We start from the raw sequence: 13,231 nt of genomic DNA, 5'->3' as shown, positions 1-13,231 counted from the left end.
TCCTTAAATGTATGGGCAGTCTGAAATACGTCCATCTTCGCGAAGTCCGATCCAGAAGCCACAGTATCTTCTATATACTTGCAAAACGCTGAACAGCACATCGAAGATATGCTGTGTCTGTATGTCATCCTTTTAGGTAAATGTGTATATGTTACTGTTCTACGATCACATGGCGGCCATCTTCAGCCAGCCGGACTTTACCTGCAGCAATATGAGCGACAACCTGCGGATACAGCATCTGCTCGATCTCGTGAATACGGGCAGCCAGCGTATCGGCTGTATCTCCGGCTTCAATCGGGAGCGACTGCTGGGCGATGATCGGACCAGTATCCATCCCGTTATCGACAAAATGAACGGTGATCCCGGTCAGCTTGACGCCATATTCCAGCGCCTGACCGATCGCGTCTTTGCCGGGAAAAGCCGGTAATAATGATGGATGCACATTGATCATGCGGCCCATATACGGATTGACCATCGTCGGAGTGAGCAGCCGCATATAACCGGCCAGCACAATCAGATCTATTCGCCGCTGGGCCAGTTCACCGAGAATCTCCAGTTCATACTGTTCCCTGCTACTGTATTCCTTGGGCCGGAATACAAATGTATCCACCCCTGCATCGACAGCACGCTGCACAACCGGCGCTTCGGGCTTGTCACATACGAGCAGTTCTATCGTTGCCGAGTTTAGCAACCCACTCCGCTGGGCATTCACCATCGCCTGAAAGTTACTGCCTTGTCCGGACGCGAACACGGCAATTCGCAGCGGCTTCATTATACTTCCGCTCCTGTAAAGGTAACGATCTTCTCGCCCGCAGTTACTTTACCGATCAGATAGGCTGCTTCCCCTTGCTGCTTTAATACATCCAGCGCCTGTTCTACCTGGTCGACAGGTACGACAATCGCCATCCCGATTCCCATGTTAAAGGTGGTAAACATATCACGGTTGCTGATTGCACCCTTGGCCTGCATCAATTGGAAAATCGGCAGGATCGGCCAGCTGCCATACTCGATATCTACATTAACGCCATCCGGCAGCATCCGCGGAATATTCTCGATAAATCCGCCGCCAGTAATATGCGCCATGCCTTTCACCTGTACTGCTTCCTGCAGGGCAAGAGAAGACTTCACATAAATCTTCGTCGGTTCCAGTAGTACGTCGCCCAGTACGGCATTTCCCAGCTCGGCTACCTGCGCAGTCAGCTCATATCCGCTGTCTTCCAGCAGCAATTTGCGCACGAGCGAGAAGCCATTGCTGTGTATGCCACTTGATGCCAGACCAATGACTGCATCCCCTTCTGCAATTTCACTGCCGGTGATGACTTTGGCCTTGTCCACGATGCCTACCGTAAAGCCGGCGATATCATACTCCCCTTCGGAGTACATGCCCGGCATCTCTGCCGTCTCGCCACCGATCAGCGCACAGCCTGCCTGACGACAGCCATCGGCAATTCCGGATACAATCGCTTCGATCTTCTCCGGAATGACCCGGTCGCAAGCGAGATAATCGAGGAAAAAGAGCGGTTCTGCACCCTGCACGATGATATCATTTACGCACATGGCTACCGCATCAATCCCGATCGTATCATGCTTGTCCATAGCAAAAGCAAGCTTCAGCTTTGTACCGACACCATCTGTACCCGATACGAGTACCGGCTCTTCGTACTTATCCTTATTCAGGCCAAACAGCCCGCCGAAACCGCCGAGATCAGTCATAACTTCCGGACGGAATGTGGTTTTCACATGCTTCTTCATCCGCTCTACTGCTTCATTGCCTGCCGCGATATCAACTCCGGCTTTTTTGTATGCATCTGACACTGCCATCGCACCTTTCGTGGGTTCTTTGGACAGTGGCGCGTGGGAGGGTTGGAAGAATTGGCGTTCTCGTGCTACAGCGCTGCGGGAATGGATCGTTCGGGCGTCGCCGTTGCAGGCTGACTTTTTGGGAACGACTGCATTCGCAGTCAAAAGTCAGCCTGCAAATGCTCCTTCCTGAACGATTCCATTCCCTCCGCTGGGAGCACAAAGCACCCCTACTTCCAAATATCCACTCGCCGTCCATAAGATTGAGATTTCAGTTTTAAAAAGATTACGTATCTGGCTATTGCTATTTAAATTGTAGGGTTTGGATGAATCTGGTTTAGTTTTGATTTGTAAAACTGTGATTTTAAGAAGGATTAAGAGGCTGTATCGTTGATTTTTTATTTCATCAACTCTTACATCTATCATCTTTACAAAACATCCCTATTCTCACTAGTAAAACATAAATCCTATCAAATAAAATCAAAGCCCTTAATTTCTAAAACATTCTCTCCTGCAAAGCAGTCTAACCAGTTTCTCTTATTCTCGCCTACTTTTCTTTTCTCTCCCCTTTACCCCCAAGGGTTCTGAAACCGCCAGGGTCTCAGGAACATGGGGCGGGGAGTGCGGAGCGGAGGGGAAGGAAATAGACCGGAGATCGCCTTTTGAAATCGGGGGCCTTCCTCTACACGGGTCTACCTATTCAAAGGCCCCCTATTTCAACCGGGCGATCGCAGGCCTATTCCTTCCCCGCAGCGGACCCTCTCACCGCCATCCATCGTTCCGAAACCTGGCGCAGTTCAGCACCCGCAGCCGAATTGTTCTTCGCCGCCGAAATCGGTCTGGGTGGGATAATCGTTGTCAAAGCAGGCCATACACATGCCGCCTTTATAATCGTCCTTGTTGTCTCCACCAACGGCTTCAATCAATCCTTCCCGGCTGAGAAAAGCGAGTGAATCCGCATTAATTTCCTGTCGGATCTCCTCCACTGTCTTGGACGAAGCAATCAGATCACGACGATCCGGAGTATCAATCCCGTAGAAGCATGGATTTTTGAAAGGAGGCGAAGTAATCCGTACATGCACTTCGATCGCTCCGGCATCACGCAGCATATTCACGATCCGGCGGGAGGTTGTTCCTCGCACAATGGAATCATCGATCATGACGACACGTTTGCCTTCGACGACGCGGCGCACCGCGCTCAGCTTCATTTTGACACCCTGCTCGCGCAGTTCCTGACTCGGCTGGATAAAGGTACGGCCAGTGTATTTGTTTTTGATCATGCCCAGCTCATAAGGAATGCCCGTCTGCTCGGCGTAACCGATCGCTGCCGAAATACTGGAATCCGGTACACCGGTCACCAGGTCTGCATCAATAAAGGATTCACGAGCCATCATCGAGCCCATCCGTTTGCGTGCCGAATGCAAATTCGCACCGTTCATATCGCTATCCGGGCGGGCAAAATAAATATATTCCATCGAGCAGAGCGCTTTGCGCTGCGGCTCGGTGTAGAAATCTTCATGCAGTCCGTTCTGATCCAGTACCAGCAGTTCACCGGGCTTCACATCACGGACAATCTCTGCACCAATCGTCTCCAGCGCACAGGTCTCCGAGGTGAAAATATATGCATCACCCAGTCTGCCCATCGTCAGCGGACGCAGTCCATTCGGATCACTAGCTACGATCAACTGCTCATTCGTCATGATCATAAAGGCAAATCCGCCCACAATCCGGCGGAACGCCTCTTTGGCTGCTTCCACCAGTGGCTTCGATGAACGGGCGATCAGATGCGCCAGCACTTCCGTATCACTGGTTGTCTGGAAAATGGAACCCATCTCCTCCAGCTCGCGCCGGATCTGCGGTGCATTGACGATGTTGCCGTTGGTCGCCAGTGCCAGTTCGCCTGCACGATAACGGAAAACGAGCGGCTGGGCATTGCCCAGATGGCTGCTGCCGCTGGTCGAGTAGCGTACATGACCGATCGAGATATCGCCGGTCAACGTAGCCATTGTCTCTTTATCGAATACTTCCTTGACCAGTCCCATACCGCGGTGATAATGGAATTCGGTATGGTCGCTGACACAGATCCCGCAGCTTTCTTCACCACGGTGCTGAAGCGCATGCAGACCATAATAAGAAAGGGACGCGGCCCCCGAGTGTCCGTAGACACCGAAGACGCCGCATTCCTCTTTTAATGTATCAAAAATATCGTTCGGACCGGTTCCCTGATTATAGTAGTCGCCGGTCCAGAGCGGCTGATTATTTAATTCATCAGACATGGAATCGCATCCTCCCAGACCTGGCGCAGACTGCTTACCTCTTCCGCCAGGACTTGTTTGCCGTCCACTGTGATTTGTAGTTGTGCTGCCGATGTTACTTTACCGATGCGGCGGGCAGGTACACCCTGCTCGGCCAGTTTGCTTGCCAGTGCATCCGCCTGTGCCGCAGATGCGGACAAGAGGATACGGGATTGACTTTCACTGAACAGCAGATGGTCATTGCGCAGGCCGCCGCTTTCCAGCGTAATCTCTGCGCCCAGCTTGCCGCTGATGCAGGATTCAGCCAGTGCTACTGCCAGACCGCCTTCGGACAGGTCATGTGCAGACTGTACCAGACCACTCTGGATCGAACTCAGTACACCATCCAGCAATTGCTTCTCAATGACCAGATCGAGTGCTGGCGGACGGCCCTCGGTCTTGCCATGTACGATGTACTGGAATTCGCTGCCGCCCAGCTCTGCCTTGGTCTCACCCAGCAGGAAGATCACATCGCCATCCTGCTTAAAGCCTTGCGTCGTAATATGATCTGTATCATGCACCAGACCGACCATACCCACTACTGGTGTCGGATAGATGGCACCACGTGTATTTTCATTATAAAGGCTGACATTACCGCCGATAACCGGCGTTTCCAGTGCCCGGCAGGCTGTTGCCATACCGTCAACGGATTGTTCCATTTGCCAGAAAATCTCTGGTTTCTCCGGGCTGCCAAAGTTCAGGTTATCCGTAATGGCCAGCGGCTCGGCACCGGAGCAGACAATATTACGTGCTGCTTCGCTGACAGCAATTTTGCCGCCCACTTCCGGATCGAGATAGACAAAGCGGGAGTTGCAGTCTGTTGTCATCGCAAGTGCTTTGCGTGTGCCATTGACGAGTACTACCGCTGCATCCGATCCCGGACGAACTGCCGTGCTCGTACGCACCATATAATCATACTGGTCATACACCCATGCCTTGCTCGCTACCGTCGGAGAAGCGAGTACAGACTTGAGCGCACCGCCCAGATCCGTGATTTCGTTATAAGCAGCTGTATCGATATGGGCCATTTGCTCATAATAAGCCGGAACCGAAGAAGGCTTATTATAGACCGGACACTCATCTACCAGCGCATGTACCGGCATATCGCCGACTACTTCGCCATGGTGATACAGCTTGAGACGACCGTCATCGGTAACTTTACCAACCTTGGCGCAGATTACGCCCCAACGTTCGAAAATCTCCATCGCCTGCGCTTCGTCTTTGGGTTCTACGACGAACAGCATACGTTCCTGGGATTCGGACAGCATCATTTCATAAGGAGTCATACCGTCTTCACGCTGCGGCACCTGATCCAGATACAGTTCCAGGCCATTGCCCGCCTTGCTCGCCATTTCGGCGCTGGAGCAGGTCAGACCGGCTGCACCCATATCCTGAATACCAAGCACGATGCCGGAGTCGATCAGTTCCAGACAGGATTCCATAACCAGCTTCTCCATAAAAGGATCGCCGACCTGTACTGCTGTCTTGCGCGCTTCGGATTCCTCGGTCAGCTCTTCGGAAGCAAAGGTTGCTCCGTGGATACCGTCACGACCGGTTGGAGGGCCTACATAAAAGACCGGGTTACCTACCCCTTTGGCTACGCCGCGCTGGATTTTGTCATGATCGATCAGACCAACACACATCGCGTTGACGAGCGGATTGCCTTCGTAGCTCTCGTCGAACATCACTTCGCCGCCTACCGTTGGGATGCCGATACAGTTGCCGTAACCGGCGATACCGCCTACCACATGCTCGAACAGGTATTTGACCCGGTCGCTCTCCAGCTTGCCAAAACGCAGGGAATTCAGAGAAGCGATCGGACGCGCACCCATGGAGAAGATATCCCGGATAATGCCGCCTACGCCTGTCGCTGCACCCTGATAAGGTTCGACTGCGGATGGATGGTTATGACTTTCAATCTTGAATACAACAGCCTGGTTGTCGCCGATATCCACGATTCCTGCACCTTCGCCCGGTCCCATCAGGACACGCGGGCCATCGGTCGGGAAACGTCTGAGCAGCGGCTTGGAGTTTTTGTACGCGCAATGTTCCGACCACATTACACTGAATACGCCGATTTCCGTGTAGTTCGGTTTACGTCCGAGGAAACCGCAGATCAAATCAAACTCGGTGTCGGATACACCCATTTGTTTGTATAACTGCTGGTCTGCGACTTGCTCCGCCGTCGGTTCCTTAACGGATGTTTGCTGCGTCATGTTGATCCCTCCAGGCTTTTAAAATAGATGTGAACATTTTCTTGCCGTCTGTCGAGCCGAGCAGTTCATTGACCGCGCGCTCCGGATGCGGCATCATGCCGACTACATTACCGCGCTCATTACTAATACCTGCGATATCATGCAGGGAGCCGTTTGGATTGTCGCCATACTGGAATACGATTTGATTATTGGCTTTCATCTGCTCCAGTGTTGCTTCGTCGCAGTAGTAGTTGCCTTCGCCGTGAGCAATCGGGATAACAATCTCTTCACCCTGCTCATAATCGAGCGTGAATGGCGTTTGGTTATTCGTTACAGTCAGTACCACATCATGACAGCGGAACTTCATCGATCCGTTGCGCAGCAGTGCGCCTGGCAGCAGGCGTGCTTCGGTCAGAATCTGGAAACCATTGCAGATGCCCAGTACGTATTTGCCCTGTTCTGCCGCTTTGGCTACTTCTGCCATCACCGGTGCGAACTGCGAAATAGCACCGCAACGCAGGTAATCGCCGTAAGAGAATCCGCCAGGAACCAAGATACAATCATAAGCCGACAGGTCTGTCGCCGTATGCCACACATAATCAACCGGTTCGCCAATCGTCTCTTCCACTGCCTTGAAGCAGTCGATATCACAGTTGGAACCCGGGAATACCAGTACCGCAAATTTCATGGAATTAACCCTCCAGTTCGAATCGGTAGTTTTCAACGACGGTGTTCGCAAGCAGCTTCTCGCACATCACTTTCAGGCGTTCCTCCGCTTCGTCACGGTTGTCCGTGTCCAATTGGATCTCCATGTATTTACCGATACGTACACTTTCCACTTCATTAAATCCAAGAGAATGCAGCGCGCCCTGTACAGTAGCTCCCTGTGGGTCAAGCACGCTTTCTTTGATGGTAACGTAGACTGTCGCTTTGATCATAATCTTCTCGTTCCTCCTTGGGATGATGATGCTTGAATGAGTGAATACGGTATTGCGTGGTATTGCTTTGCTGAGCATGCTGCAGATTGCAGGCTTTGGCGCTTTGACGTTCTTGAATAGTGTTTCTTTTATAAATGAAAAGGCAGATACTGTTTAGAGACAGCGCTGCGGGTACGGATCATTCCTGCAGTCGCTGTTATGATTCGGATATTTTTGAACGTCCGCTTGCTGCGGACAATATCCGATCATAAAGGCTCCTTTCGGAACGATTCCGTTCCCTCCGCTCGGCGGATGAGCAGCCTGACCGTTTGTTCTAGATTGTTTAGGAACCATGAACTGCATAAGAATACGGTACATATTGCTTGTCTATAGATGACGATGCTCACCGATAGCAATAGTCGTGCTTGTATATCGTAAGGAATAATTTAAATTCTCAGCATTGAGATACTGACGTTTCCAAGGAAGCACCGTATTTCAGCGGGTGGAATGGGCGGCATGATGTAATCATCCGTAGTCTGCACCAACTTGACTAAAAAGCACCGGAGCGAAGGAGAAGGAGATAGGCCGGAGATCGCTTTTTGAAATCAGGGGCCTTCCGCTACACGGGTCTACCATTTGGAAGGCCCCTGATTTCAACCGGGCGATCGCAGGCCTATTCCTTCTCCGCAGCGGTGTAATGACCAACAACTATGCTGCTACTTTGCCCATCCCTGAGCAGCGGATATCAACCATACAAATTGCTGTCTATCAACCTGCTCCACCACAGCCAATTTCAGCAATTACACCAGCTTCGAACCAGTCAGCTTCTCGTAGATCGCCAGATAACGCTCGGAGGTCGCCTGCACAACGGTTTCTGGCAACGGCTCCGGTTGGCTGTTTTTGTCCCAGTCGGTGTTGGCCAGATACGTGCGAACCGGCTCTTTGTCCATGCTGTCGATCTCGATATCCAGTGCGTAATTATCTTTGGCCCAGAAACGGGAAGAATCCGGTGTGAAGATCTCGTCGATCAGGATCAGCTTGCCATCGATCAGACCGAATTCGAATTTGCAGTCTGCCAGGATAATGCCATGCTGATCGCAGGCGTGACGAGCGAATTCATACAACTCGATACTTTTTTGCTTCAGCTGCTCGGCCAGTTCGGCACCGACGCGGCTTTTCATTTCGTCAAAAGAAATATCTTCGTCGTGACCGACATCATTTTTGGCTGCCGGAGTGAACAAAGGATTTGGGAAAACGCCATTTTTGCGCAGGCCTTCCGGCAGCCGGATACCGTTGACTTCGCCGGTCTCCTGATACTGACGCCAGCCACCGCCGGTGATATAACCGCGAACGACACATTCCATATCGATACGCTCGGCTTTGCGGGTAACCATAATCCGGTTGCGCAGCGCCTCACGATCGCGAACGATATCGCCCAGCTGATCCACATCGATATGTAACACATGATTATCGATCAGATGCCTGGTCTCGCCGAACCAGTAGGCGCTCAGACGATTGAGTACTTCTCCCTTGTGCGGAACCGGCGGGTCCAGTACATAGTCAAATGCCGATATCCGGTCGGTGACGACGATCAGATAATGTTCACCCAGATCGTACAGCTCGCGTACCTTGCCTTTGTAGATCAGTGGCGCGTCGATCAGATCGGCTGCCGTGGATAATGCCTGTGCTGTCATCTTGCGTTCCCTCTCCCTTTATCTCAACTTGGAATATAGCGCTCAGGGCTGCGGTCAGCTCCTATTCAGCCGCCCAGCCGTCTGAGGCTACCTATAGCTACAGTTAGTTATTCAAGCCAGTCGCCAGTTCAATCAATCCAGACCCAGCTTTTTGAAAATAGTATCCACATGCTTCAGATGCCATGCCGGATTGAACGCATCTTCGATCTCTTCTTTGTTCAGCAGATCGGTAATCTCTGTAGTCTCCTGCACGATATCCTGGAAAGAACGCTGCTCTTCCCATGCCTGCATCGCGCGCGGTTGTACAGTATCGTAAGCCTGCTCGCGGCTCAGTCCTTTGTCGATCAGCTTGGTCATGATGCGACCGGAGAACGGTACGCCATACGTACGCTGCATATTACGCTGCATATTTTCCGGGAAGACCGTCAGGTTCTTGATAATATTGCCAAAGCGGTTCAGCATGTAGTTCAGCAGCATTGTCGCATCCGGCAGAATGACACGTTCCGCAGAGGAGTGCGAGATATCACGCTCATGCCACAGGGTTACATTCTCATACGCGGTCAGCATATGACCACGGATCACGCGGGACAGACCCGAGATATTCTCGCTGCCGATCGGATTGCGCTTGTGCGGCATTGCCGATGAACCTTTTTGACCTTTGGCAAAGGCTTCTTCTACTTCGCGGAACTCACTCTTTTGCAGTGCGCGTACTTCGGTCGCAAATTTGTCGAGCGATGTAGCCACCAGAGCAAGGGAAGCCATGTATTCAGCATGACGATCACGCTGCAGGGTCTGGGTCGAGATCGGAGCCGGTTTGGTGCCCAGCTTGGCGCAGACAATTTCTTCGACGCGCGGATCAATATTCGCATACGTACCGACTGCACCGGACATTTTGCCGTATTGTACACCGTCTGCCGCATGGCGGAAACGCTCCAGGTTACGCTTCATTTCCTCATGCCACAGTGCCATTTTCAGGCCAAACGTAGTCGGTTCGGCGTGTACACCATGCGTACGTCCCATCATCGGCGTATTTTTGTAAGCCAGTGCTTTTTCTTTCAGAATATCGATAAAGTTGATAATATCGCGCTCCAGGATTTCGTTTGCCTGACGCAGTAGATAGCCAAGTGCCGTATCGACTACATCCGTGGATGTCAGTCCGTAGTGAACCCATTTGCGCTCTTCACCCAGACTTTCGGATACCGCACGGGTAAAGGCAATCACATCATGGCGCGTTTCCTGCTCGATTTCATAAATACGATCCATGTCAAAAGTGGCATTGGCGCGCAGCTTGTCCACATCTTCCTGCGGAATTACGCCGAGTTCTGCCCATGCTTCACAGGCACAAATTTCCACTTCGAGCCAGGCTTTGAATTTATTTTCCTCACTCCAGATATTTCGCATTTCCGGTCTGCTGTAACGTTCAATCATAAGTTTATTTATTCCTCCATATGTTCGTTTGGTTGATCCATGCCAGAGCATCTTCTATATTATGACACAGCACATTGATATGTCCCATCTTGCGCTTGTGCTTGGCTTCTTCTTTCCCATATAAATGGTACTTCGGTACGACGTTCAGCTGCTCTGCTGCTGCATCGGTCGACACCATCCGCTCTACCACATCCGGAATATGTTCTCCCAGTATATTGACCATCACTACAGGCGTACGCAGCGCCGTACTGCCAAGCGGCAGTCCGCAGATGGCCCGTACATGCTGCTCGAACTGCGAGGTGGCGCAGGCTTCCATCGTATAATGTCCGGAGTTGTGCGGACGCGGAGCCAGCTCGTTCACATACAGCTGTCCATCTGCTGTACAGAATAACTCTACCGCGAGTAGGCCGACCGCGTTCATCGATTCGGCGATATCCGCTGCCATCTGTTCCGCTCTGCGCTGCACGTCTTCTGGTACACGGGCAGGTACGATCGACAGATGCAGGATATTATCGACGTGAATATTTTCCGCTACCGGAAAAGTCGTAATCTCGCCCTGTGTGCTGCGAGCAGCAATCACGGACAGTTCACACTGGAAATGAATAAACTGCTCTACCACCAGCTCCGTACCGGCTGCACTTAGTTCTTCATAAGCCTGTATCGCCTGCTCTTCCGTACGGATTACGAACTGTCCTTTGCCATCGTAGCCACCGGTCGCTGTTTTCAGGACGCATGGTGTGCCGAACTTTTGGACGGCAGCCAGTGTTTCTGCTGCGCTGGTCACTTCCGCATAGGGAGCCACTGTCGCTCCTGCCGCTTCGATCGCCCGCTTTTCCCGCAGTCGATGCTGGGTCGTATACAGCAGATGACTGCCCTGGGGTACGTAGGATTGCTCGGCCAATAGCGCTGCGACACCTGCGTCCACATTTTCAAATTCATACGTAATCACATCTGCCTGCTCCGCCAGTCTGCGCGCGGCTTCTACATCATCATAGGCTGCGGTAATCTGCCGGCTGACCTGACCACAAGGTGAATCCGGAGCCGGATCAAGGGTAATAAACCGGTACCCGAGCGGTGCGCCCTGCAGTACCATCATTCGTCCCAGCTGTCCGCCGCCGAGAATACCTACTGTTGCGCCGGGAGCAATAACTTTGCCTGCTTGAGGACGATTGTGATTATGCTCCATCATTGTTCCACTCCCAGAGTATCACTCGATTCCAGTACTTCCTGCTTGATCCGTTCACGGCGCGCTTCCACACGCTGCATCACTTCAGGGTCAAAGGCACCGAGGATCTGGGCAGCGAGCAGTCCTGCATTCGTCGCACCTGCTTTGCCGATAGCGACTGTCGCGACCGGGATACCACCCGGCATCTGTACGATCGACAGCAGCGAATCCAGTCCATTCAGCGCAGCCGACTTGACCGGCACGCCAATAACGGGCAGCAGCGTTTTGGCAGCAATCATTCCTGGCAGATGAGCTGCACCACCGGCTCCGGCGATGATAACCTTGATCCCGCGTGCTGAAGCCTGCTCGGCAAACTCAAACATCAAATCAGGCGTACGATGCGCCGAGACCACTTTTTTCTCATAAGCAATCTCCAGCTCCTCCAGCATCTGGCAGGCGTGCTGCATTGTTTCCCAGTCTGACTTGCTGCCCATAACGACAGCGACCTGTACTGACATGTGATAACCTACTTTCTGTAATTATGGATTGCCACCGCATAGGCAGCGATATGGTAAGATTCTGCTATGTAGAGCATAACAGCATCATGTTCTCACAGTATGAAGCGCATTCCCCGGAATAGTCATAAAAAAATCCGCAAACCCTGATCAGAAATAATCGCTATCTCCAGGATTTCCGGACGTACCGGGTGCAGCGGCATCTGCTCCACTATTCATATCTATCGGTCTTACACAACGCTACTGCCGACTCTGTAGGAGAGTAGGCTGGCTGCATTTGTTCGTACCAATATATGATTAGGACTGCCATTCGCTGTTCACCCTCGTAGTCCGGAAATTTACGGTTTCCGGGTAGAAACTTCCGGGCCGTATTCCCGGTTTTATACGAGTCATTCAATTGTTGCATCGCTCTAAGCTACATTACACAGTGTACCAACCACCTACATACCATGTCAACTTAAAAGGCGAACGTTCATTACTTCACATAATCGATCGTTCGTATTTTTATTAATTTAATAGACTTTTCAGGTTCGGTTGCTGTCTAAATAACCAAAGACGCACTTTCCTTACTCTTCATGAATCCGAAGAGAAGAATCGTGCGTCTTGAGTATGATCTTCAATTATAGTGCTTTATATCCCTTATTTTACGATCAGTACCGGAATCTGGGCATGCTGTACCACGTTATGGCTGACACTGCCGAGTACAAATTCACGAATACTGCCCAGTCCGCGGCTGCCGATAACGATCACGTCCGAGTTATGGGATGCGGCAAAGTCCAGCACGCTCTGTGCAGCGTTACCCTGGATCATCTCGACATCGAACTTGTTCGGAATACCGGACTCTTCCAGACGGCGCTTCGCTTCCTTGGCAGTCTGCATAGCCATTTCGTACAGTTCTTCATTCGAAGTAGTTGGAACCGGTACGATTCCTTCTCCCATAAAGTAACGTGGGAAATCAAATACGTGAATCGCATCAATATGCGCTTCCGGATTGGCTTTGGCTAGCTCAACAGCACGGTTGAGCGCTTTGTTGGATGCTTTGGAACCATCGTACGCAAGCAGAATATTTGAGAATAACATAGTATTCCCCTCCCTTTTTTTCTATGACTATATGCGCCCGCAGGCTGCATATGTCGTACAATAGCTGGCAGCATGCGGTATGTATATCTTCAGCAGCTCTAACAGCAGTGTGCGGCACATGCTCATTATATCACTTATTACAT

General features: G+C 51.6%; 12 protein-coding genes and 1 riboswitch. All 12 genes read right to left on the bottom strand.

Annotation, left to right across the window (positions count from 1 at the left end; translation table 11 throughout):
• Window positions 1–151 precede the first annotated feature (151 nt).
• Window positions 152–772 (bottom strand): phosphoribosylglycinamide formyltransferase, encoded by a 621-nt coding sequence (purN, locus tag AR543_RS05930; protein WP_060532642.1) that lies wholly within the window; start codon window positions 770–772, stop codon window positions 152–154.
• Entirely contained in the window at window positions 772–1,815 is a 1,044-nt protein-coding gene (gene purM / locus AR543_RS05925) for a phosphoribosylformylglycinamidine cyclo-ligase (protein WP_060532640.1), read from the bottom strand. Before purM ends, purN begins: the two co-directional genes overlap by 1 nt.
• 153 nt (window positions 1,816–1,968) lie before the next feature.
• Window positions 1,969–2,226, bottom strand: a complete 258-nt coding sequence (locus tag AR543_RS05920) for a hypothetical protein (RefSeq protein WP_060532638.1) — start codon at window positions 2,224–2,226, stop codon at window positions 1,969–1,971.
• Window positions 2,227–2,597: 371 nt separating this feature from the next.
• Window positions 2,598–4,076 carry an amidophosphoribosyltransferase gene (purF, locus tag AR543_RS05915; RefSeq protein ID WP_060532636.1) on the bottom strand — a complete coding sequence of 493 codons (1,479 nt, stop codon included), beginning with the start codon at window positions 4,074–4,076 and terminating at the stop codon, window positions 2,598–2,600.
• Complete coding sequence (gene purL / locus AR543_RS05910; RefSeq protein WP_060532634.1) at window positions 4,061–6,310, bottom strand: phosphoribosylformylglycinamidine synthase subunit PurL; 2,250 nt, start codon at window positions 6,308–6,310, stop codon at window positions 4,061–4,063. Before purL ends, purF begins: the two co-directional genes overlap by 16 nt.
• Window positions 6,288–6,977 carry a phosphoribosylformylglycinamidine synthase subunit PurQ gene (gene purQ, locus AR543_RS05905; RefSeq protein ID WP_060532632.1) on the bottom strand — a complete coding sequence of 230 codons (690 nt, stop codon included), beginning with the start codon at window positions 6,975–6,977 and terminating at the stop codon, window positions 6,288–6,290. The genes purL and purQ overlap by 23 nt, the downstream gene beginning before the upstream one ends.
• 4 nt (window positions 6,978–6,981) lie before the next feature.
• Window positions 6,982–7,227: a phosphoribosylformylglycinamidine synthase subunit PurS gene (gene purS, locus AR543_RS05900; RefSeq protein WP_017814613.1), complete on the bottom strand. Its 246-nt coding sequence runs from the start codon at window positions 7,225–7,227 to the stop codon at window positions 6,982–6,984.
• A 779-nt stretch (window positions 7,228–8,006) separates the two neighbouring features.
• The gene (locus AR543_RS05895) at window positions 8,007–8,900 is read right to left on the bottom strand and encodes a phosphoribosylaminoimidazolesuccinocarboxamide synthase (RefSeq protein ID WP_060532631.1); all 894 of its coding nucleotides are present in this window, start codon (window positions 8,898–8,900) and stop codon (window positions 8,007–8,009) included.
• A 132-nt stretch (window positions 8,901–9,032) separates the two neighbouring features.
• Entirely contained in the window at window positions 9,033–10,328 is a 1,296-nt protein-coding gene (gene purB / locus AR543_RS05890) for an adenylosuccinate lyase (RefSeq protein WP_060532628.1), read from the bottom strand.
• Window positions 10,329–10,332: 4 nt separating this feature from the next.
• A complete protein-coding gene (gene purK / locus AR543_RS05885) occupies window positions 10,333–11,514 on the bottom strand; it encodes a 5-(carboxyamino)imidazole ribonucleotide synthase (protein WP_082472319.1) in 1,182 nt (393 codons plus the stop codon).
• Window positions 11,514–12,011, bottom strand: coding sequence for a 5-(carboxyamino)imidazole ribonucleotide mutase (gene purE / locus AR543_RS05880; protein ID WP_060532624.1), 498 nt, complete (start codon window positions 12,009–12,011; stop codon window positions 11,514–11,516). The genes purK and purE overlap by 1 nt, the downstream gene beginning before the upstream one ends.
• A gap of 303 nt (window positions 12,012–12,314) precedes the next feature.
• Window positions 12,315–12,416: riboswitch (purine riboswitch) on the bottom strand.
• Between the two features lie 231 nt (window positions 12,417–12,647).
• Window positions 12,648–13,088 (bottom strand): universal stress protein, encoded by a 441-nt coding sequence (locus tag AR543_RS05875; RefSeq protein WP_017814618.1) that lies wholly within the window; start codon window positions 13,086–13,088, stop codon window positions 12,648–12,650.
• Between the last annotated feature and the right edge of the window lie 143 nt (window positions 13,089–13,231).

It is taken from the genome of Paenibacillus bovis (assembly GCF_001421015.2).
GTDB lineage: Bacteria > Bacillota > Bacilli > Paenibacillales > Paenibacillaceae > Saccharibacillus > Saccharibacillus bovis.
The sequence above is the reverse complement of the archived record's forward strand: the minus strand, read 5'-3'. Positions and strand labels throughout refer to the sequence as shown.